The sequence below is a fragment of the Salinispora pacifica CNR114 genome, assembly GCF_000514775.1.
Taxonomy (GTDB): domain Bacteria; phylum Actinomycetota; class Actinomycetes; order Mycobacteriales; family Micromonosporaceae; genus Micromonospora; species Micromonospora pacifica.
In genome coordinates this window covers 170,462-191,389 of sequence record NZ_AZWO01000007.1, presented here as the reverse complement: position 1 = coordinate 191,389, position 20,928 = coordinate 170,462, and the positions used below count along the sequence as shown (strand labels likewise).

Genomic DNA, 20,928 nt, shown 5'->3' with positions numbered 1-20,928 from the left:
TCAGCCTGCCAGTGCACACCGTGTGCGGCATGTGGGTACCGACGGCCACCTTCGACGCGGTCTTCTATGAGCAGGACACCTCGCCGATACACCAAATGTTGATCATCGGGCACGAGCTGGGTCACCTGCTCGCCGGACACCGGACCGCCGCCGTCCTGGACCCTGATGCCGCCAAGTTGCTCCTGCCGGACCTCGACCCCCGGACCGTGCAGCGCTTCCTCGGCCGGAGCACCTACGCCGCCGAGGAGGAGCGGGAGGCGGAGATGATCGGCTCGCTCCTGCTACGCCGGACCCGCGACGGTTCGGACCCGGCCGGGCCGGAGCCCCCCCGAGACGATCCCGAGGCTGACCTGTGCGACCGGCTACGGCAATCGCTAGAACACCCCGGCCGGTAGCAGTCGGTGGCTACCCTGCTCTACGGCCTCTGCGCCGGCGCTGGCTGGGCGACCTTCGCCTACACGCTGTCGCTGCTGCGTAGATACCCCGCGCCGGCGCGCCGCGCGCTCTGTATCTCGATCGGCGCCTTCGCCGTCGGCACCACCCTGACCATCCCATCGCTCGCCGCTGGTATTGAGGCCGGCTTGGGGCTACCAAATCTGGCCAAGGTACTCGCCCACGGCTGCGCCATGACCATCGCCGCCTCCGCCGAGCGCATGCTGCTGCACCTCGCGCTGCCCGCGGCGCAGGCGGCCGCCCGGGCCCGATGCTGGGTCTGGATCACGGCCGGCGCGTACCTCGTCATGGTCGCCCTGTATGCCCACACCCTCGGCTACGAACAGCCGGTTCGGTTGACCGTTGAGCACGCCACCGACCCGGCGGTCTCGGCATATCTGCTGATACTCCTGGCGACGGGCTTCTTCGCCTACTGCATCGCCATCGCCCGGCTGGGTTGGAAGTTCGCCCGCATCTGCGGCCGGCCCTGGCTCCGACGTGGCCTGCGCATCACCGCTGCCGGCGCCGCGGTTGCCGTGCTCTACGGTACAAACAAGATCATCTACCTGGTCGCCCACTGGAGCGGGCTACAGCCAACCGGCGAACGCGAAATCGCCGCGGTCCTGGTCACGATCAGCGCGCTACTCATGATGACCGGCCTGACCATGCCCGCCTGGGGCCCACTGATCCCCCTCCCCCGGTGCTCGGACGACCTGCGCGCCTACCGACGTCTCGGGCCACTGTGGCACGACCTCACCACGGCGCTGCCCGAGCTTGAGCTGGACCCACAACTCCGCCGGCCGCTCGTCGCCCTACGTGACCTCGACTACGCGCTGACCCGTCGCGTGGCCGAGATCCGCGACGCACGACTGGCGCTGCGCCCCTTCCTGGACGCCCGAGTAACCCAGGCCGCCGGTGCCCTCGCCGAGCAGGCGGGCCTCGATGGCGACGACCGGCTCGCCGCCATCGAGGCCGCCCAGTTGGCCTTCGGCCTACGCGCGCACCGAGCCGGCGTCACCGCCACCCAGCCGCAGCCAGCCGCGGCCCCGACCCGACCGGCCGACGGCTACGCCGGCGAGATCACCTGGCTCAGCCGCGTCGCGACCGCGTACCACCAGTCCCCGGTGGTGGCCGCCACCCTCGACGCCACCGAGCACCTCACCGCCACCGACCCCCGGCCGCAGCCCGTTGGAGGCCCACGCCCGTGAGAGACCGCCTCGTTCACCTGCACCGGATCCGCTCGCTCGACCCCGACGACGACCACCTGACGATCTACCAGACCATGCTGCGGTACGAGTTCCCGTGGGACATGAAGCTCGGACTCAACCTCGCCTTCAACCGCTCGTTCTCGATCCCGGAGATCGCCGCGGTTCACACCGCCACCGGTGAACTCACCGAACGCACCCAGCAGCGGATCGACGACACCGGCCTGCTCATGTACGAGATCATGCTCAACGGTTTCGAACAGCCCCGCGGGCGGGACGCTCTCCGCCGGATCAACCAGATCCACCGCTCCCACCGCATCAGCAACGACCACTACCGCTACGTCCTCGCCTGCCTGGTCGTGATCCCCACCCGCTGGCTGGAACGCTACGGTTGGCGCCGACCCTGCTGCCACGAGCGACGCGCGACCTGGCGGTTCTACCTCGAGTTGGGTCGCCGGATGGGAATCACCGAAATCCCCGACTCCTACCAGGCGGTCGAGGCCTGGTTCGACGAGTACGACCGGGCCCAACTGCGCCCCAACGACGACGCGGCCGCGATCGAGCGGGCCACCCGGATGCTGATGCTGAACCGGCTACCCGCTGTTCTCTCCCCGGTGGGCAACGCACTGGTCAGCGCCATCTACGACCCAGCCCTGCGCGCCGCAACCCGGGTGGCGAACCCACCCTGGCCGGCGCGGGTCGGACTACACCTGGCCCTCCGCGCCCGCGCGCACACGCAACGTTGGCTCGGGGGACCGCCGGCGGTCCCCCGGTTCGCCGACGGCATCAAGACCAAGTCCTACCCCCACGGGTACGACATCAGCCAGCTCGGACCCAGACCGCCCACCACGGCCGGCGACACGCCGGCTCCGAACTCGCACGACTGAGGTTTCCGGGCTCCCCGACGAGGCGTATGCCCCAGGGTGGCTCCGTGGACCCGCCGGTTAGCGTCCGCTGCGGCGAGTACCCGGACGGGACCGGCTGGAGAAGGCCGCCGCCCCGGACCGGGTCGCCCCGGACCTGGTCGGTGTGGAGCGGGTCGGTGCGGAGCGGGTCGGAGTCGACGCCGGTTTGCCGCCGCGCTGTCTCCGGCCACCGTGAGCGGGCCGCGCCTCCGGCTGTGGGCCACCAGGGGGCGGTACGGGCTGGGGGGTCAACCGGCGTTCGCCCGGGGCGATCTCGCGGAGCAGCGCGTCGCCCGGGCGCAGTCGCCTCGTGGTCGCGGTGATGCCAGCCTTGCGGGTCAACGCCCGCACCTCCGTCACCTGCGCGTCGGTCATCAGAGTCACGACGGTCCCGTCCGCACCAGCCCGAGCGGTACGGCCCGAGCGGTGCAGGTACGCCTTGTGCTCCACCGGCGGGTCGGCGTGTACGACCAGCGCCACGTCGTCGATGTGGATGCCCCGGGCGGCGATGTCGGTGGCGACCAGCGTGTGCGCCTCCCCGGTGGCGAATGCCCGCAAATTCCGGGTACGGGCGCCCTGGGCCAGGTTGCCATGTAGTTCGACCGCGCTGACCCCAGCAGCGGCCAGCCGTCGAGCCAGGGTTTTCGCACCCCGTTTGGTACGAGTGAACACGACGGTACGGTTCGACGTGGCGGTCAACTCGACCAACACGGCGAACCGGTCCTCGGCCTGAACGTGCAGCACGTGGTGGGTCATCGCGGTGACCGGCGACAGCGTTGAGTCGACGCTGTGCACGACTGGTTTGGTGAGGAACCGCCGCACCAGGACATCGACGCCGGAGTCCAGGGTTGCGGAGAACAGCAGCCGCTGCCCGCCGCGCGGGGTTCGTTCCAACAGCCGCCGTACGCTGGGCAGGAAGCCAAGATCGGCCATGTGGTCGGCCTCGTCCAAGACGGTGATCTCAACGGCGTCCAGGTGCGCGTGCCCGGCCTCGACGTGGTCGGTCAGCCGTCCCGGGCAGGCCACCAGGACATCGACCCCGGCCTGGAGCCCGGCGATCTGGGGCCGGGCGGCGACGCCACCGAAGATGGCCATCGTACGAAGCGACAGTGCCTGGGCGAGCGGCGCCATCACGCGGTCGATCTGGGTGGCCAACTCGCGGGTCGGCGCGAGGATCAACGCCCGGGGGCGGCCAGGGCGACGGCGCGTGGTGTTCGCGGCCAGGCGGGTCAGCACCGCCAGCACGAAGGCGTAGGTCTTGCCCGAACCAGTACGGCCCCGGCCGAGCACGTCCCGTCCGGCGAGCGCGTCCGGCAGGGTCGCGGCCTGGATGGGGAACGGCCGTTCCACCCCGGCCGCGGCCAGTTGGCGGTTGAGCGGGTCGGGGACGCCGAGGTCGGTGAAGGTCAGCGAGTCAGGCAGGGTGCGCTGGGACTCAGGCGAGGTGTTCTGGCGTGGGCGGCTTGCCGCCATGGAGGCTCCGAAGGTTGAAGGGGGGCCGTCCCGCCCGGCGCTGACCGTTTCGGTCGCGGCGTCTGACGTGGGCATCGAACCCGATCGTCCTGCTGGAAGGGCCTCGCGCCAAGTCTAGCCGACGCTGTTTCCGGAGCGCGTTACCCACCATGGGTCTGCCGTACATCGCCATCCGCACACTCCCAGCAGAGTGAATAGATCTCCCAACGGGTCTGTGGGGGTTCGATAGGCGCTGATATCGTGCCGCACGTGAATGATGGAGCGGCCCCCGGACGGGAATACTGGTCCGACGGTGAGCATACGCCTGACTCCGGCGGCCACGACCAGTACGGTCTGAGCACACAGCCGGTCTCGGGCGGTTTCGCCGCACCACCTCTTTCCGGTGACCTCGCCGCGCCAGCACCGCAGCGCCGAATCGTGCCGTCTCCACCCCCGCAGCGGGGGAAGCTGCTGCTCGGCGTGATCGTCGGGGTACTCGCTGGCGCGTTGGTGGCCGGGGCTGGCGCGTTCGTCCTCGGCCGAGCGACTGCCCCCGACAGCGCCCCGGCCGCCGCCCCGCAGTCGGACGCACCCGCCGAGGAACCGGCCGCGGCGCCGCCCGAAGAGCCGGCCGAGGAACCCACCAACGTCTTCGCCGCCACCAACCGCGCGACGTTCCCGGATGACCTGATCCCGTTGGCGGAGCCGTGGCTCGCCGACATGAGTAGCTGCGTCGCGAACACCGACGATGGCGGTCCACCCCTCGGCCCCGGCGAGCGCGCCCACGTGCTGTGCCGGGACGGCGGCATGTATCTCCACTTTGTCGCGTATGACTCGGCCGAGGGGCGAGCTGCCGACCTGAGCTTCCGGCAGCGAATCGCCCGCAGTTCGGCGAGCGACCGCCCGGATGCGGAGGAGCCCGGCGACAAACTGGGGGGCGTCACCGGCACGCCGGGCTTGTACGTCGAGTACACCACCCCGACCGGCGAGATCCCGGCTCTCTGCGGCATCTGGTGGAACCCCGACGGCACCGATACCGCTGTCTTTGTGGACGTACTCTGCGACAGCCTCGGTGGCAACTGGGACTCGCTGCGGTCCGTCTGGCAACGACACAGTTAGTCGCAGCCCAGTTCACCGTCGACAACCGATGCAGCGGGGCCGCGGCACCCAGGTTGAGACGCGCCAAAGTTCTTCAGTCCAGGTGTTGCACCATCCACCTCCTATCCGCGTTCAGGCACTGCACGCCGCGCCGGATGTGACTCCTTATCGTGCCGAATGGCTGCCCTCCGCCGGGTTACTCATCGACTGATACCCGCGTGAATGCGGCGACGTCGAAAAGCAAATTATTTTCTGGCCGCGTCCAGGTTGTGTGGAGCGAGCGTAACGCCCCATACCAGCTAACCTGACTAATCACGACTTATCATCAGGAGGCAGACATGCAGCTCTCGTACTCCCGCCGGGTGGCCGCCGGTGGCGTGCTCGCCGCGCTGACATTCGCCGGAGTCGGTGCGCTCAACGCGACCCCGGCGTACGCGGTGGCCACAGCCGAGGTCTCTGCGATCCATGGCATGCCGGGCATCCCGGTCGACGTGTACCTCAATGGGGAAAAGACGCTGGACAACTTCGCGCCCGGCGAGGTGGCGGGCCCACTGAGCCTGGCGGCGGGCGTGTACGACATCGCGCTGACCAAGCCGGGCGACCCGGTGGCCGACGCGTTTCTCACGGTTGCCGACGCGGAGGTGCTGGGCGGAACCAACATCAGCATGGCCGCCCACCTGGACGCGAGCGGCCAGCCGAAGCTCACCTCCTTCGTCAACGACACCTCGAAGGTGGACGCTGGCAAGTCCCGGCTGATCGCCCGGCACATCGCTGCCGCTCCGGCGATGGACGTACGGGCCGGCGGCACTTCGGTCTTCACCAACCTGACCAACTCGAACGAGGCCAAGGCCGATATGGAAGCCGGAACGATCCAGGCGGATGCGGTACTCGCCGGCACGGATACCGTCACGATCGGCCCCGCCGACCTGGAATTGACCGAGGGTACCGCGACGATCCTCTACGCGTTCGGCTCGGCGGATGCCGGCACCCTCGAGGTCGTGGCGCAGACCATCACCGGCTTGCACTCCACCCCGGCCGGGGTCCCCAGCGGCGACGGCGGCCTGGCCGACACCAAGGCAAACACCTGGTTGTACCTCCTGGCCGGTGCCGGCGCCCTCCTACTTGTCGGTGGAAGAGCTCGGATCGTCACCGCCCGGAGGAACAACCGGTGACGGTGCGCAATCGCGGAGGGCTGGCGGCAATGGCCGCCGGTGCCGCCGCCCTCACCGTCGCGGCGTTGGCCGCCGTTGCCGCTCGGCCGGCGGCGGATGTCGGCGCGGACGAGGTGGCCGCCCTCGCCAGCACCGCCCCCGCAGATGCCCGAACGTCGGTGCCGGTACCGGTACGCAGGGGTGCACTGCCGACCGGCGCCGAGGTTGTTCCGCCGGTCGGCCTGCGGATCCCGACAATCGGGGTGACCGCCACGGTGAACGCCGTCGGCATCAACCCACAGACCAGTGAGTTCGAGGTACCGCCCAGCGTGGACGAGGTCGGCTGGTACCGCTACGGCCCGGGGCTGGCGGCCCCAGCGGGGTCAGTGGTAATCGCCGGCCACGTGGACAGCTCCACCCAGGGCAAGGGCGCGTTCTTCCGGCTCCGGGAGTTGGACCAGGGGGACACCCTGACCGTGACCGGCAGCGACGGCCAAGACCGCGCCTACCGGGTGATCGCCCGGGAGGAGTACCAGAAGACCAGAATTCCGCTGGACCAGTACTTCGCCCGCGACGGCGACCAGCGCTTGACCCTCATCACCTGCGGCGGGCCTTTTGACGCCGACGCCCGCCGATACCGCGACAACCTCGTGGTCACCGCGGTGCCGGCCTGATCGACCGGGTCGGTTCGTCGACGACCGCGCGCAGCGCCGGATAGCGCTGACGGAGGCGACGTTCCAGTTGGCCGTGCAGGGTGCTGCGGGCGGCCGGGCAGCCGTTGCACGCACCGGCGAGCCGGACGGTGACCACGTCGTCCCGCGCCTCCACGAGGTCGATCCGACCGCCGTGCGCGGCGGCGAACTGTCCGACCGGCCCATCGAGGAGCTGCTGGGCCAGCGTACGCAGCACCGCCTCCCCGGCCCACGCACCGGAATCGGGTAGGACGTGCCAGCCGTCGGGTTCCCCGAGCGCGGCGTGTAGCGCGCCGCGTACCCGTGGCCCCTGGTCTATCCAGCTGCGCCGCGGGCCGAGGCGGGTGACCACGGCGGCGGGTTCCAGCCGGAGCTCGGCGAGGGTCCCGTCGGCCAGCAGCCCCGCCAGCGGTGGCGGGGCCGCGGCGACAACGCCGACCGAGTCGAGCAGGTCGGCGGGGATGACCCAGCGCAGCAGGTCCGGTTCGTCGGCGCAGCGCTGCGGGTGCAGGGGAACCATCCGAGTCACCCCACGAAGACGGCGGTGACGGTCCGGGCAAGGTAGGCCAGCAGCCAGGCTGTCACGGTGAGGTAGCCAAAGGCCACCAGCGGCCATCGCCAGGTGCCGGTCTCCCGCCGGATGACCCCGACGGTCGCCACACACTGGAGGGCGAAGGCGAAGTACACCAGCAGCGCGGCGATCGTCGGTGCGGTGAAGATCGGCTGACCGGCGCGCGGGCCGTCCGAGTAGGTCATGGCCCGCAGCGCGTCGCCCGGTTCTTCGGGGTCTTCGGCCGCCGCGACCTGGCCGAGGGTGGCGACGAAGGTCTCCCGGGCCGACTGGGCGGACAGCACACCGACATTGATCCGCCAGTCGAAGCCCAGGGGGTCGAAGACCGGCGCCACCAGCCGGCCGACCTCGGCGGCGTAGCTGTGGTCAACGACATGGGCCGACACCGCAGCCGAATCAGCGGTGTCGACGCCCGCCGCCTGCAGCTGCTCGGTCGAGTGCAGCGGTAGATTCAGCAGCAACCACAGCACCATCGTGGTGGCCACAATGATGGTCGAGCACTTGCGGAGGAACGAACTCGCCGCACCCCACACCGCCAGCAGAACCGCCCGGGGCGCGGGCAGCCGGTACGGCGGCATCTCCAGATAGAACGGTGTCGGCTGGCCACGACGGTCACCGAACTTCTTGAACGCCCACGCGGCCAGCATCGCCGAGACGGCACCGAGCAGGTACAGCCCGAACATGACCAGACCCTGCAGACCAAACGGACCGAACGTGGCGGTGGGGTCGACCAGCAGCCCGATCAGGACCACGTAGACGGGAAGCCGCGCGGCGCAGGTCATCAGTGGCGCCGCCATCATCGTGGCGATCCGGTCCCGAGCCGAGGGCAGGGTGCGGGTGGCCATTATGCCGGGGATCGCGCAGGCGAACGAGGACAGCAGCGCCACGAAGGCGCGTCCCTCCAGCCCGGCGCGGCCCATCACGCGGTCCATCAGAAACGCCGCGCGGGACATGTAGCCGACGCCCTCGAGGAGGGAGATCAGCAGAAACAGCAGCATGATCTGGGGAAGGAAGACCAGGACGCCGCCGACTCCGCCGATCAGGGCATCTCCGAGCAGGCCCGACAGCCACGGATTGGTGACGTGCACCGACACCCAGCCCGACAGTACGCCGAAGAACGCCTCGACCCCTCCCTGAAGCGGAGCGGCCAGGGTGAAGACCGTCTGGAAGAACAGCACCATCACGGCGAAGAAGACCACGGTACCCAAGATCGGGTGCAGCAGCACCGCGTCGAGCCGTCGGGTGTGGCCGTGCGGCTGGGCCGCCCGGTACCCGGCGTACGACAGGACGGACTCCACCCAGGCGTCCCGCTCACCCGGGTCCACCGGTGGTGGTATCACCGGTGTCGGCCAGTCTCTCCAGTCGAGCAGCTGTTCCCGCAGCTCAGCGAGACCGTGCCCCCGGTGGCCGACCACCGCGACCACCGGCACTCCCAGGGCTTGGCTCAGCGCGTCAACATTCACCGCGCCCTGGCGACGGAGCAACTCGTCGGTGAAGGTCAGTACCACGCAGCTGGGAAGGCCCCGGGCCAGCACCTGCGCGACGAATCCCAACGAGCGCCGCAGCGTCGTCGCGTCAACCACGATCAGCAACGCGTCCGGCGCCCGCATGCCGTTGCCGTCCAGAGCATCGACCAGAACCTGCTCGTCCAGACTGACCGGGTCCAGCCCGTACGAGCCGGGGAGATCTTCGACGGCGAACCTACGGTCGCCGACCCGGCAGGTCCCGGCGAAGCGGGACACGGTCACCCCGGGATAGTTTCCGGTCTTGGCGTTCAAGCCGGTGAGGGCGTTGAACACGCTCGTCTTTCCGGCGTTGGGGGCACCGACCAGGGCCACCTGCGGCAGCTGGGTCATCGGGGCCGCGGGCTGACCGCTCTCGTGGCAGGAGCTGCTCACCGGTCCACCGCGACCACGTTCACGCACGACGCCTGCGCCCGACGCAGGCAGATCTCGTAGTCCTTCACCAGGTAGATCAGGGGGTCGCGCAACGGTGCCCGGCGCAGCATTCGGACCTTCGCGCCCGGTGTGAAGCCGAGGTCGGCCAGGCGCCGCGCGACAGCTGGGGAACCGGGCACCGAGACGCTCACCACCTGTGCCGTGGCGCTCGGCGTCAGGTCGGCCAGCGTCCTTTCGCCGCACCGGGCCTCGCCCCGGGGCCGATCGCCGTGCCGGGCCTCGGCCCCGGGCCGTCCGTCGGTCCCCTGTTCGAACGTCCTGCTCGTCATGCACGCCCCCAGCCAGACTCACCTAAATTAGGTAAGGCTAACCTCAGGAAAACTCGCTGGGACGTGCCCTTCGGCCCCTGTTCGCGGGACAACCATAGGCCAGCAACCCGCACCCAAATCGATGATCACGGTTGGTGCAATCACGGCCCCGCCCGGGACCGACCGGCGGGCTCCCCGCCAAAGTTCCAGGCCGAGGAGCGCCACCCCGGTCCACGAACTCGCTCACGCGCTCCCGGACAACCGGCGCACCAGGCGCCACGAGCCCGGTAGCAGGCCCGCAGCGAGCAGTGCCTTGAGCAGGTCCCCCGGCAGGAACGCAACGAGGCCCAACAGGAGCGCGGTCCGCACGTCCATCCCGGCGGCGACCGTCAACCAGGGAACACCAACCGCATAGATCACCACGTTCCCGAACACCATCAGCCCGAACATGCGCCACGGCCGCCGGTCCGCCCCGGCCGAGGCCAGCCGGCCGACAACCGCCGCGGCCAACACGAAGCCCAGCAGGTAGCCCGCGGTCGCGGACGGCCAGCCGTGCGCCCCGTCGGCAAACCACGGCACCCCCAACACCCCCGCCACCAGGTAGAGCAGCATGCTCGCCACCCCACGGGCCGACCCAAGCGCGGTCCCGGCCAGGAGCACCGCGAAGGTCTGCCCGGTGACGGGGACCGGCGACCCGGGAATCGCCACCGACACCTGCGCAGCGGCACCGACGACAGCGGCCCCACCAACAACCAGGGCGACCTCCCGCGCCACGGAACCACCCCACGCGTCCGCCAACACGCCGACGCGTGGGCCGGCGGCCAGCACCAAACCGTCTGCCATTCCATCCTCCTGTTGTCCCTACCGACACCGGTGGCGTCCCTACAGATCGTGTGGATCCTCCCAGCACTGCCGCCGGCCCGGGCGTCCGCCCACGGGCGCGAGACCACATCGGAGCGCACCGGTGGTCAGGCTCCGACCGAAGGTGACCGGATCGACCAGTAAGCCGGCCGCGACGGTGCGCCGGGATGCCGGTCAGGTCAGCGACGCGCTCCTCAACCCGTCATGCGGCACGGTCAGGCTGATCACTCACGCCCGGGACGGTAGGCGACGAAAACACCGTCGACCCGGGCCATCCGGCCTGCTCGACCCCCACCCCCCACCACGCCCGAAATACGGGTGCGGCCAACCGGCAGAGTCGATACTGATATCGCCATGCCCAAGTTGAGCCGGCCCACCGTGGGGGTACATCAATCGTTCGTTGCCGCCATGGCCGAGTTCCGCGCCGAGGGACGCGGCAGCGCGGAAGACCGCAGCATGATCGGGTCCGAGCTGCGCGAATTCTCGCGTCACTGGTCAACTCCCGCCGGGTTCGCGAGCTACGTCGACTGGTTACGGAATCAGAGTCTTCAGGACTCCCCGCGCCCGGACGGGCACGTACCGTCGACCACGTTGTGGTGGACCCAGGACGACGCCTATTTCGGCCGCCTCGCGATCCGGCATCGCCTGACCCCGTACCTGCGGGACTTCGGCGGGCACATCGGCTATGACGTGCGACCAACCGCACGGCGACAGGGCCACGCGACCGCGATGCTGGCCGCCGCGCTATCCGTGGCGTACCACCTGGACATCACGTCCGCCCTGGTGACCTGCGACGTGGACAACGTCGCCTCCCGTAGGGTGATCGAGCGCAACGGCGGGATCTTCGCCGATCAACGCAGCGAGAAGCTTCGGTTTTGGGTTCCGACCGGCTGACCCGGCCGTACGGACGGCGGATCAGCGGCATCCGGGTCACTCTCCGCGGTAGCTCTCCCAGTGCGGAGCCGGGCCACGGTGCGGGGCGACCGGGCTGTTGTCGGGCATCAACTCACCGGTGTCATCGAACACGATCACGCCGTTACAGCGCAGACTCCAGCCCTGCTCCGGGTGAGACGCGATGATGCGGGCCGCCTCGTGGTCGACCGCGCTCGCGGCGGGACACGTCGGCTGGTGATTGCACGGGGTGTTGGCGTTGGGCCGGGCTCGGAGGGCGAGGTCGACGGTGTGCATGCCGGTTCTCCTCTCAACTGGGCGACTCAGCCGCGCTGGCACTCGGAACGGACGGGGTGGCCGCCTCCTACCAATTCGCTACGTCATCGCTGAACAGATGAGGCGGCCCACCCCCGGACTGATACACGCACGGCAGAATTCTGACGCACATATTGATAGATCATAAAAAATAGGGTACGTGGGGTAAGGCAGAATAAGCCTGATCACGAACTGAAGGATCAGTCCCAGGCTTCGCCCATCGCGGCGAGTTCGCCCGCGTACTCGATTCGATCACGCCAGGATTCCGGCCACGCGGCCATACCGAAGGCGGCACCGAGGAACGCGCCGGTCAGACAGGCGATGGAGTCGGAGTCGCCGGAGGTGGCGGCGGCGCGGGCAAGGGCGGACACCGGATCGTCGGCATGCCGGATCGCGCAGAACAGTGCCGTGGCCAGGGCCTCCTCGGCGATCCAGCCGGCGCCGGTGATCCGGCAGGCGTCCGCGCCGTCGTCGGCCGAGGCGAGCGCGAGATCGAGCCGATCCAGTACGTGCTGGCACTCGTCCCAGCCACGGGCGAGGTAGTCGGCGGGACTGGCGACGGCGGGCTGCTGCCACAGCGCACCCAACCACTCGGCCCGGTAGACGGTGCGCTGGTCGTGGGCGCGGGCTCGCAGCAGCGTGGGCAGGGATAGCAGCTCCGCGCCGTCGCGCAGTAGCCGCACGGCGTACGCGGTCAGCTCACTGGCGGCGAGCGCGGTGGGGTGCCCATGGGTCATCGCGGCCTGCAACTGCGCCACCCCGGCGAGGGTGTCCAGGTCGTAGCCGGCGACGAGCCCGACCGGCGCGACCCGCATGTTCGCGCCGCAGCCCTTCGAGCCGATCATCGTGGCTTGGGTCCACGGCTGGCCGAGGGCGAGGTTCCCGCAGGCACGCAGGCAGGTCATTCCCGGTGCGCGGTTGTTGTCGGGGCTGGCCGCCCACTGCACGAACCGCTCCCGAAACAACGGTTCCAACACCTCGGCCGTCGGCGTGGACGCACTCAACAGCGCCATCCCGACCGCCAGGGTCAGTTGAGTGTCATCGGTAACCGGCGCGGGGTCGCCCGCCAACTCGCGCGGGCCGTCGGGCCCATAGCGGGCATGGATGTCCGGGACCGTCATGAACTCGGTCGGTCCGCCCAAGGCGTCGCCGTAGGCCAACCCGAACAGACACCCGGACGCCGCATTCGGCGTGGTCGGCTCTCGCATATCGGGGGGATGGTAGCCCAACGGATGGCACTGCGGAGGTGCCAGACTGACGATAATCGGACCGGTACGCCAGCGAGGAGAGATCATGGACGACTGGAACGAAAAGATCATCAAAGAGTTCCGCGAAAACAACGGCCAGGTCGGCGGCCAGTTCGCGGGCTCGCCCCTCCTGCTCCTGCACACGGTGGGCGCCAGGAGCGGCCAGCCGCGCCTGAACCCGGTGATGTACCAGAAGCTAGATCATGGCTACGCCGTGTTCGCCTCCAAGGCCGGCGCCCCCAGCCACCCCGACTGGTACCACAACCTGCGGGCCCATCCGCAGGTCAAGGCGGAGATCGGCACGGACACGTTCGACCTGGTGGCCAGGGTCGCCGCGGGGGACGAGCGGGAGCGCATCTGGAGCGCCCAGAAGGAGGCCTTCCCGGGCTTCGCGGAGTACGAAGCCAAGACCGACCGGAAAATTCCCGTCGTGGTGCTGGAAGCCGCCTCGTAAACCGCGCCCGGGCTCCTTTGCTCCACGTCAGACCGACGGATAGGTTGCTGCCCATGGGCAGCATCCTCTCGGTCAACCTGGCGGTCCCGGAGCGCAGCACCGCGAAGCGGGTCGGGGTCACCGGCATCAACAAGCAGCCCGTCGACGGACCCGTGGCGGTCCGGGCTCCCGGGCCGAAAACCACCGGCCTGCACAGCGGCCTGGTCGGCGACCAGATCTTCGACATCGAGCACCACGGCGGCGACGACCAGGCCGTGTACGCGTACGCCCGGGAGGACTACGACTGGTGGGAGGCCCAACTTGGCCGGGTGCTGCCGGGCGGGATCTTCGGCGAGAACCTGACCACGGCCGGCGTTGACGTCAACGGTGCGGTGATCGGCGAGACCTGGCGCATCGGCGAGCAGCTCGAACTTCAGCCGACCTTTGGCCGCATGCCGTGCGCGACTTTCCAGGCCAAGATGGCGGAGCCGCAGTGGGTGAAGCGGTTCACCCGGGAAAATCGGCCGGGCGCCTACCTTCGGGTCGTCACGCCGGGAGAGGTGCAAGCCGGAGATCCGGTTTCGGTGCTCCACCGACCGGCCCATGGCGTAACAATCGCGGTGGCCTTCCACGCGTACCTGACCGAGCCGGAGTTGCTGCCCGCGCTGGCGGAGGTCGAGGGCCTCCCCGACGATCTCCGGCAAACGCTACGGGAACGTGCGCGGTGACGAGGTGACCTGATTCGGTTCGGGACAGTCGGCCTGATCGCGGTGGCCCTGCCGCCCTTTCCGGTGCTCCTCGCCCTGATCCTGCTCACCAGCACGCTGACCACCTGCTTCCTGCCGGCCGGCAAGAGCTGTGTGCCCCGGCTGGTGGAACGGTCCGGCCTGGTGCAGGCCAACTCACTGCTCGGGCTCTCGCACAATGTGGCGCTGGCCGTCGGGCCGGTTGTCGGTGCGGTGCTCATCCAGGCCGCCGGAGCGCGCGCCGCCTTCGCCCTGGACGCGGCCTCCTACCTACTCTCCGCCCTGGTGCTGTTCTTCCTGCCGCCGGTCGGCGGCGGTCCCGGTGCTGCCGGCCGTACCACGCGGTTCGTCGCGGACCTCACGGCCGGCCTGCGTTACGTGGCCGGGCACGCCGTTGCCCGGGCGGTGGCGCTCTCCCTCTTTCTCGGTGTCTTCTTCGCGGCTTGGGACAGCGTGGGACTGGTCTTCCTGATCAAGGATGACCACGGCGGCACCGATACCTGGGTCGGGGTGGCGACCGGCGGTTACGGACTGGCAATGGTGCTCGTGCCGTTGCTGCTCGCGCTGACCCGTTGGCAGCCGCCCGGCCCGCGGCTGCTGCTCATCGGCCTGTGCTGCTCGGCCCTGGGCCTCATCGCCGTGGGCGTCGCCGGCCAGCTGATCCTGATCGTGCTGCTCTACACGATCGCCGGTGCCGGCAACGGCCTGGAGAACATCGCCACCGACACCGCCATCGGCCAGAACGTGGACAGCGACAAGCTGGGCCGGGTCTTCGGCGCGATCTACGGCCCAGTCTTCCTCGCGGAGACCGCGGCCTACCTGATCAGCGGCCCCCTACTCGAGGCGACCTCGCCGGCCGGTGTGTTCCTCATCGCCGGCATCGGACTGCTTGGGGTGGCCGCTGTCGCCTGGTGGCTGCTCCGCCGGGCCGAAGGGCCGCCACCGTACCCGCGGCCCAGGCCGCCACGGCGCATCGACTCTCCGGCCGGAGTCGGCACTGCTCAATCCGGAGGGCCCAGCTCACCTCCGCCGCCGACGCCGCCCGAGACGGCGATACCCGCACGCTCGCCGGACCAGTCTTCAACCCCGATCCGGTAGCGAACGTGGGGCGACCCGCCCCGGTCCTGGCCCGGCCCGGCCAGGACCCCGCCGAGCTTCTCCACCGCCCGCCGAGAACGAAGATTTTCCGTACCGACAAGAAAGACAACAGTATCGACGAACTGGAAAGCATGATCCAGCATGAGCTGCTTGAGTTCCTTGTTGTAAAACCCGCCCCAGTGGGAACGCGCAAGGAAGGTCCAGCCTATTTCGACCTCGCGACGATCCACATCGTAGCCGTGATACCGCGATGAACCGATCAGGCGAGACGCCCTCTTGTCGATCACCGCAAACGCGCCGCCGGAGGCGAGCGCATCCGAGAAGAAGACGCGAAACACCTCCTCTCGGCACCGTTCCGGCTGCGGATGCTGTTCCCACAGCAGCGGGTCAGCGGCGACAGCGAACAGCTCATCGAAATCCGCCGGCCGGAGGGGCCTTACGGTGAGCAGTTCGCCGGTCAGGACGGGCTGGAGTTCAAACGACATCGCAAGGGCTCCAATCATGGACGGGACAACCCGTGGCCCCATTCACCCGGTGCGGCGAGTAGCCGGGGAAGGTCGGCGAGGCTCGGAATCCGGTGCACACCGACCGGCACCGGTACGGTCGACCTCGACGTCGCCGCGGCTGTTGATCGTGCACGATCAAGCCAGATTCCGACAAGTCCCGCGTCCCGAGCCGCCACCGCATCCGTGTCCAACTGGTCGCCCACGTAGGCGACAGCGTCCGGAGGCAACCCAAGTGCCTCGCAGCCGGCCAGGAACGCCGAGGGATCCGGCTTCGCCCGGGCAAGCCGGTCGGCACAGAGCAGCACTTCGAAGTGGTGACGCAGCCCCAGGGCGGTCAGTCTGCGCTCCTGATGCGCGGTGCTGGAGTTGGAGAGGATCCCGTGTCGGTACGGCAGCGCCGCGAGGGCGGCCGTGACGTCCGGGAACGCCGTCCACGCACGCTCGAACAGCGCGGTGTAGCGCCGGAGCCACGCGTCCGCCTCCACGTCGTCCAGCGTCCGCCCCAGGAACCCGTTAACCCGCTGCCGCTGACACTCCTCGTACGTGAGCTCCCCAGCAGCCAACCGACCGTAGGCGACCTCGGTCACCTGCTGCCAACGCTCAACCGACGCCGCTGACCCGGGTAGGCCCTCCGCCTGGAAGTGCCGCGACAGCGCCCGCCGATCCGAGCCAGTGAAGTCGAAAAGGGTGTCGTCAACGTCCCACAGCACCGCCTCGATCACGGCTTGAGGCTAGTCCCCTCCGCCACCCACCGGAGCGGGTCACGTCGCCGCCGTCGTACCCGGTAGCGGAGCCCGCAGCCGCGAACATCCCGCTCCCGCGATCGATCGCCGGGGCACACGCGGTTCCGGTACCGTCCGGGCCCACAAGGGTCGACCAGGGCAGTAGGTTGGGCTCCGGTACACCAGGCGCCGGTCAACGGGATAGCGAGGACAACGCCGCACATGAGCCCGTCATGATGTTCCGAATTCTCCTCGCCGTCGCCGGTCTGCTGCTACTCACCGTGGCCGCCGACCATCTCGTGCTCGGCGCGTCCCGGCTCGCCCACCGGCTACGGATCAGACCCGTCGTCGTCGGCGTCGTGGTGATCGGTCTGGGCACCTCGGCACCGGAGCTGTTGGTCTCCGGAGTAGCTGCGGCCCGCGGCGACACAAGCATCGCCCTGGGCAACATCGCGGGTTCCAACATTCTCAACCTGACCATGGTCCTCGGCGTCGCCGCACTGGTCGCCAAGGTCACCGTGAAGTCAACGGTGATCTACCGCGAGGCACGGCTCGCGGTCGGCGCTGTGCTGCTCTTCGGCCTCCTGGCCTGGACCGGACTGACAGCTGTGACCGGGGTGGTGCTGCTGGTCGCCGCCGCCGGTGCGCTGTGGCTGCTGATCCGGTGGGCGGGCGAGGACGAAGCCACCCCGCTGGCCCGGGACGTGGTGGAGCACGTGGAGGGCGAGGACGTCACCACGGTCGACCCGACGCCGGCGCAGCGGCAACCGCTGGCCCGGTGGGAGCCGGTCCGCACCGTACTCGGCCTCGTCGGGGTCCTGGCCGGGGCACAGCTGCTGGTCGTCAACGCCGCCGCCATCGCCACCGACCTGGGGGTTCCCCAGTTGATCATCGGGATGACCCTGGTCGCGGTGGGCACCTCGCTGCCGGAGCTGGTCACCACGATTCAAGCCCAACGACAGGGTGAGTCAGACCTGCTTGTGGGCAACCTCTTCGGCTCCAACCTGTTCAACAGCCTCGTCGGCGGCGCCGTGATCGCCCTGGCCGCCCCGAGCAGTGTCCCCGGCACCAGTGTCGCGCTCGTCCTGGTGATGGGCCTGGCCGCGGTGGCGGCCTGGATACTGCTCCGCCGGAGCTATACACTCACCCGCCCGGAAGGCTCGGTGCTGCTCGCGGCGTATGTGCTGACGATACCGCTGTTGTTGTCCACGTAGCCGGCGAGACCGCCACGCGCAGAAGCCCGGCTACCCAGCCGGCGTTGGACCGACTACGAGGTGGGTGCCGACACCTCGCGCAGGCGTCGGCGTAGGTACCGGTGCTCGGCGTCGGTCCCGCACAGCTCAAGCGCCCGATGGTAGGCGGCGGCCGCCTCGGCGTGTCGCCCCAGCCGGCGCAGCAGGTCAGCCCGGGTCGCCGGCAGCAGGTAGTAGTCGTTGAGCTCTCCGGTGGCGGCCAGGCGATCCACCAACGCCAGCCCAGCTCCGGGCCCGTCGGCCATCGCCACCGCCACCGCCCGGTTGAGCTCGACGACCGGGCTGGGTGCCAGGCGGGCGAGTTGCGCGTACAGGCCGGCGATCTGCGGCCAGTCGGTCGCCGCCGCCGCGGGCGCCTCGGCGTGGACCGCGGCGATCGCCGCCTGCACCTGGTAGGCACCGGGGCGGCGCCGCGCCAGTGCCTGCTCGAGCAGGACGACTGCTTCGGTGATCTGGGCCTGATCCCAGGCCGAACGGTCCTGGTCGGCCAGGGTGACCAGGTCGCCGTGCTGGTCAACCCGGGACGAACGGCGGGCGTCGTGCAGCAACATGAGCGCGAGAAGCCCGCGGGCTTCGGGCTCAGCCGGCATCAGGGTGGTCAGGAGGCGGGCCAGCCGGATCGCCTCGCCGGAGAGCGCAGCGGTCACGAGGTTCGTGCCGGCGGTCGCCGCGTAGCCCTCGTTGAACAGCAGGTAGAGCGCCGCGAGTACGGCCGACAGTCGCTCCGGTAGCAGCCGAGCCGGCGGGACGCGGAACGGGATCCCCGCATGGCGAATCTTGTTTTTCGCGCGGAACAACCGTTGCCCCATGGTGTGCTCCGACACCAGGAAAGCTCGGGCGATCTCCGCTGTCCGGAGCCCGGCGAGGTAGCGCAACATGAGTGCGACCTGCGCCGCACCGGTGAGCGCCGGGTGCGCGCAGGTGAACATCAGCTCAAGGCGTTCGTCGGGGAAGTAGCCGACCGGGGCCGGCTCTCCCAGCCGGGACACGTCGCGCAGCTTCCCGGCCTCCACGGCAGAGCGACGCAGCCGGTCCACCGCGCGATTACGGGCCGTGGTGGCGAGCCATCCCCCGGGGCGATCCGGTATCCCCTCCGTCGGCCAGCGGGTGAGCGCCGCGGCGAACGCGTCCTGGGCGCACTCCTCCGCCAGTTCCCAGTCTCCGGCGAGCCGGATCAGCATGCCGACGATCCGCCCCCAGTCGTCGGCGTAGGCGGCGGCGACCGCCGCGCTGACCCGGCCCGCCTCGATGTCGGTGCTCAGTCCTACTCCCAGAACGGCCGCAGTTCGACCACATTGCTACGCGCCATCGGGTGCTTTGACGCAACCTCCACCGCCTGGTCGAGGTCGGTGCAGTCGAGTACGTCGAAACCGGCGATCACATCCTTCGTCTCGGCGTACGGCCCATCGGTGAGCAGAACCTTGCCATCGCGGACGCGAACCGTCGTTGAGTCGCTTCCCGGACGGATCGCCTCGCCCAGCAGCCGTACGCCTCGGCCGTCCATCTCCTCGACCCAGGTGTCAACGTCCATCTCGTCCGGTGCGGCACCGACGGGACGGCCGAGGTCGCCCGCTCCCCCGTCGGCCGGCCGGTTGACACACACCAGCATCAGGTACTTCATCTGCCCACCTTCTTCGCCTCGTCAGCCAACCGCGTCGGGTGGCTGACCCCTACGACGAACGGCCCGCCCTGATTTCTACCGTGCGTCGCGACTTATTTCAGCCCGGGCAGTCGGGAGAGTCGCCGCCGGCGTTCGGCCGGTCTCGCTCACGAGCGCCCCCCGATGTACGCCGGCACGACCTGCTGCACTCCGGTTGTATCGGTGTTGATGAAGGTGGAGTCCCGGAACGACGGTGGCCGAGTGAGGCGTGGAGGTCGTCCCACCTGGGGACGGCTGAAAGGCCCCTCACCTGTCGTTTCTTGTCGGTTTTGGACCGGCGGCAGGGTTGGATGTCGTTTTAAGGGCGTTTCTCCGCATCTATGTGGGATAGCTGGTTGACACTAGCGTCTGTCCGATTGGCGATGCCTGCCGGGAGGTAAGAGTGATGCGGAGATTTTGCCAGCGGCCAGGCCGGAGCGCCGGCGCGGGTCGGGTGGGCCGGGCCATCGTCGGCTTGTTCTTTCTGGTGTTGGCGGTGACAGCCACGCAGGCCTTCACCGGCGCGTGGCCGGCGGCCGCACGGAACACGCCAGCACCGTCCGGCACCGCGTCGGACACCCTCCTGGCCTGGGGGGAAAATGATGACGGCGAGGTGGGCGACGGAACCACCACCAACCGCAGCACACCCGTCACCGTGAGCCTACCCGCGGGCACTGAGGTCACCGCCATCGCCGCCAGCGGCGACCACAGTCTGGCGCTGACCTCCACCGGCACCGTCCTCGCCTGGGGAGACAACTCCGACGGTCAGTTGGGCGACGGCACCACCACCAGCCGCAGCACACCCGTNGACGAGCCGTTGACCCATGCGGGGCGCGTGGGCGACGGCGATGGACAGCAGTTTGCGGCGGCCGGCCTTGCGTAGACCGGCCGGTCCACCGCAGCGCGACAGCAGCTCCAACACGGCCTTGTGGTGCACTTTCGGGCCGAGGACCCGTTCCAGCGCAGGGTGAATCTGTGTCAGCAGACCCCGGATCCGGTTGGACACCCGGGTGGCCTCGCCAGCGAGGTCGTCGTCGAAGCCGACCAGGACTTCCAACTCGGCGAGGGCCTCGTCGCCGGTGTCGACCCGCCGCAGGGTGTGGGGCAGAGTGCGGGCCGCGTCAGCGATGACGTAGGCGTCGCGGGCGTCGGTCTTCGCGCTACCGGGGTGCAGGTCAGCGATGCGTCGCATGGCCAGGCCGGGCAGGTAGGCCACCTGTTGACCGCACGCCCGGGCCACCGCGACTGGCAGGGCGCCGATCGAGGCGGGCTGGTCAACCACGACCAGCACCCGACCGTGGCGGGCCAGCTTGTCAAACAGCTGCCGCAGCCGGGCCTCGGTGTTCGGCAACGCCGCGTCATGCAGCCGTCTGCCGTCCGGGGCCAGCCCGACCGCGTGATGATTACCCTTACCGACGTCCAAGCCCAGGTAGACGCCGTATCCGTCGTGCACCGCACCCGCCTCCACGTATCGGATCGTGGCCTCGGCCGCAGTCAGGGCGTCG

21 protein-coding genes and 3 pseudogenes are annotated in these 20,928 nt (G+C 69.7%); 12 read left to right on the top strand and 12 right to left on the bottom strand.

The genetic code is table 11. The features are described 5' to 3' along the window. Positions 1–29 precede the first annotated feature (29 nt). From B118_RS0106525 to B118_RS0106515, 3 genes are read left to right on the top strand one after another with little or no spacing between them, the layout of a single operon-like run. Positions 30–395, top strand: a complete 366-nt coding sequence (locus tag B118_RS0106525; protein WP_018810296.1) for a M48 family metalloprotease — start codon at positions 30–32, stop codon at positions 393–395. Between the two features lie 6 nt (positions 396–401). Next, positions 402–1,640 carry an MAB_1171c family putative transporter gene (locus B118_RS0106520; RefSeq protein ID WP_018810297.1) on the top strand — a complete coding sequence of 413 codons (1,239 nt, stop codon included), beginning with the start codon at positions 402–404 and terminating at the stop codon, positions 1,638–1,640. Continuing rightward, the gene (locus tag B118_RS0106515; RefSeq protein WP_018810298.1) at positions 1,637–2,524 is read left to right on the top strand and encodes an oxygenase MpaB family protein; all 888 of its coding nucleotides are present in this window, start codon (positions 1,637–1,639) and stop codon (positions 2,522–2,524) included. The genes B118_RS0106520 and B118_RS0106515 overlap by 4 nt, the downstream gene beginning before the upstream one ends. 57 nt (positions 2,525–2,581) lie before the next feature. On the opposite strand, the gene B118_RS0106510 is transcribed toward B118_RS0106515, so the two are convergent. Continuing rightward, positions 2,582–4,015: a DEAD/DEAH box helicase gene (locus B118_RS0106510; protein ID WP_018810299.1), complete on the bottom strand. Its 1,434-nt coding sequence runs from the start codon at positions 4,013–4,015 to the stop codon at positions 2,582–2,584. Positions 4,016–4,264: 249 nt separating this feature from the next. Here B118_RS0106510 and B118_RS0106505 point away from each other — a divergent pair, with 249 nt between their 5' ends. From B118_RS0106505 to B118_RS0106495, 3 genes are all read left to right on the top strand, one after another. Continuing rightward, positions 4,265–5,113 (top strand): hypothetical protein, encoded by an 849-nt coding sequence (locus B118_RS0106505; protein WP_027646617.1) that lies wholly within the window; start codon positions 4,265–4,267, stop codon positions 5,111–5,113. Between the two features lie 317 nt (positions 5,114–5,430). Further along, complete coding sequence (locus B118_RS0106500; protein WP_018810301.1) at positions 5,431–6,264, top strand: DUF4397 domain-containing protein; 834 nt, start codon at positions 5,431–5,433, stop codon at positions 6,262–6,264. Then, on the top strand, positions 6,261–6,917 hold the full coding sequence (locus B118_RS0106495; RefSeq protein WP_026270471.1) for a class F sortase: 657 nt from the start codon (positions 6,261–6,263) through the stop codon (positions 6,915–6,917). Before B118_RS0106500 ends, B118_RS0106495 begins: the two co-directional genes overlap by 4 nt. Here B118_RS0106495 and B118_RS0106490 read toward each other — a convergent pair. The 4 genes from B118_RS0106490 to B118_RS0106475 all read right to left on the bottom strand — a co-directional run bounded on the left by B118_RS0106490 (position 6,898) and on the right by B118_RS0106475 (position 10,555). Next, on the bottom strand, positions 6,898–7,455 hold the full coding sequence (locus B118_RS0106490; protein WP_028192536.1) for a NifU family protein: 558 nt from the start codon (positions 7,453–7,455) through the stop codon (positions 6,898–6,900). The genes B118_RS0106495 and B118_RS0106490 overlap by 20 nt on opposite strands. Positions 7,456–7,460: 5 nt before the next feature. Beyond that, positions 7,461–9,404 carry a ferrous iron transporter B gene (gene feoB / locus B118_RS0106485; protein WP_028192535.1) on the bottom strand — a complete coding sequence of 648 codons (1,944 nt, stop codon included), beginning with the start codon at positions 9,402–9,404 and terminating at the stop codon, positions 7,461–7,463. Further along, the gene (locus tag B118_RS0106480; RefSeq protein WP_028192534.1) at positions 9,401–9,733 is read right to left on the bottom strand and encodes a FeoA family protein; all 333 of its coding nucleotides are present in this window, start codon (positions 9,731–9,733) and stop codon (positions 9,401–9,403) included. Before B118_RS0106480 ends, feoB begins: the two co-directional genes overlap by 4 nt. Before the next feature lie 222 nt (positions 9,734–9,955). Beyond that, on the bottom strand, positions 9,956–10,555 hold the full coding sequence (locus B118_RS0106475; RefSeq protein ID WP_018222321.1) for a biotin transporter BioY: 600 nt from the start codon (positions 10,553–10,555) through the stop codon (positions 9,956–9,958). A 372-nt stretch (positions 10,556–10,927) separates the two neighbouring features. Between B118_RS0106475 and B118_RS0106465 the strand changes: the two genes are divergently transcribed. Further along, positions 10,928–11,467 carry a GNAT family N-acetyltransferase gene (locus tag B118_RS0106465; RefSeq protein ID WP_028192533.1) on the top strand — a complete coding sequence of 180 codons (540 nt, stop codon included), beginning with the start codon at positions 10,928–10,930 and terminating at the stop codon, positions 11,465–11,467. A gap of 36 nt (positions 11,468–11,503) precedes the next feature. On the opposite strand, the gene B118_RS0106460 is transcribed toward B118_RS0106465, so the two are convergent. Beyond that, entirely contained in the window at positions 11,504–11,761 is a 258-nt protein-coding gene (locus B118_RS0106460) for a DUF5999 family protein (protein WP_018222318.1), read from the bottom strand. Between the two features lie 218 nt (positions 11,762–11,979). After that, entirely contained in the window at positions 11,980–12,987 is a 1,008-nt protein-coding gene (locus tag B118_RS0106455) for an ADP-ribosylglycohydrolase family protein (RefSeq protein WP_018829039.1), read from the bottom strand. Positions 12,988–13,072: 85 nt separating this feature from the next. Here B118_RS0106455 and B118_RS0106450 point away from each other — a divergent pair, with 85 nt between their 5' ends. The 3 genes and pseudogenes from B118_RS0106450 to B118_RS27990 form a co-directional block, all read left to right on the top strand. Further along, the gene (locus B118_RS0106450; RefSeq protein ID WP_018222316.1) at positions 13,073–13,480 is read left to right on the top strand and encodes a nitroreductase family deazaflavin-dependent oxidoreductase; all 408 of its coding nucleotides are present in this window, start codon (positions 13,073–13,075) and stop codon (positions 13,478–13,480) included. Positions 13,481–13,533: 53 nt separating this feature from the next. Further along, positions 13,534–14,187: an MOSC domain-containing protein gene (locus tag B118_RS0106445; protein ID WP_028185444.1), complete on the top strand. Its 654-nt coding sequence runs from the start codon at positions 13,534–13,536 to the stop codon at positions 14,185–14,187. A gap of 6 nt (positions 14,188–14,193) precedes the next feature. Next, positions 14,194–15,303 (top strand): annotated as a pseudogene (locus tag B118_RS27990) (MFS transporter); the annotation flags it as partial. On the opposite strand, the gene B118_RS0106435 reads toward B118_RS27990, so the two are convergent. Both B118_RS0106435 and B118_RS0106430 read right to left on the bottom strand, forming a co-directional pair. Next, positions 15,207–15,788, bottom strand: a complete 582-nt coding sequence (locus B118_RS0106435; protein WP_026185642.1) for a GNAT family N-acetyltransferase — start codon at positions 15,786–15,788, stop codon at positions 15,207–15,209. The pseudogene B118_RS27990 and the gene B118_RS0106435 overlap by 97 nt on opposite strands. Positions 15,789–15,802: 14 nt before the next feature. Next, entirely contained in the window at positions 15,803–16,531 is a 729-nt protein-coding gene (locus B118_RS0106430; protein WP_027648110.1) for an HAD family hydrolase, read from the bottom strand. Positions 16,532–16,764: 233 nt separating this feature from the next. On the opposite strand from B118_RS0106430, the gene B118_RS0106425 reads away from it, so the two are divergent. After that, positions 16,765–17,745 carry a calcium/sodium antiporter gene (locus B118_RS0106425; protein ID WP_018222312.1) on the top strand — a complete coding sequence of 327 codons (981 nt, stop codon included), beginning with the start codon at positions 16,765–16,767 and terminating at the stop codon, positions 17,743–17,745. A gap of 53 nt (positions 17,746–17,798) precedes the next feature. On the opposite strand, the gene B118_RS0106420 is transcribed toward B118_RS0106425, so the two are convergent. Together B118_RS0106420 and B118_RS0106415 are read right to left on the bottom strand one after the other, a co-directional pair. Beyond that, complete coding sequence (locus B118_RS0106420) at positions 17,799–18,965, bottom strand: RNA polymerase sigma factor (RefSeq protein WP_028192532.1); 1,167 nt, start codon at positions 18,963–18,965, stop codon at positions 17,799–17,801. A gap of 83 nt (positions 18,966–19,048) precedes the next feature. Continuing rightward, the gene (locus B118_RS0106415; RefSeq protein WP_018222310.1) at positions 19,049–19,405 is read right to left on the bottom strand and encodes a YciI family protein; all 357 of its coding nucleotides are present in this window, start codon (positions 19,403–19,405) and stop codon (positions 19,049–19,051) included. A 472-nt stretch (positions 19,406–19,877) separates the two neighbouring features. Between B118_RS0106415 and B118_RS29930 the strand changes: the two are divergent. Beyond that, a pseudogene (locus tag B118_RS29930) lies at positions 19,878–20,228 on the top strand (cell wall anchor protein); the annotation flags it as partial. Here B118_RS29930 and B118_RS27985 read toward each other — a convergent pair. Beyond that, a pseudogene (locus B118_RS27985) lies at positions 20,214–20,876 on the bottom strand (IS110 family transposase); the annotation flags it as partial. The pseudogenes B118_RS29930 and B118_RS27985 sit on opposite strands and share 15 nt — an antisense overlap. Positions 20,877–20,928: the final 52 nt, after the last annotated feature.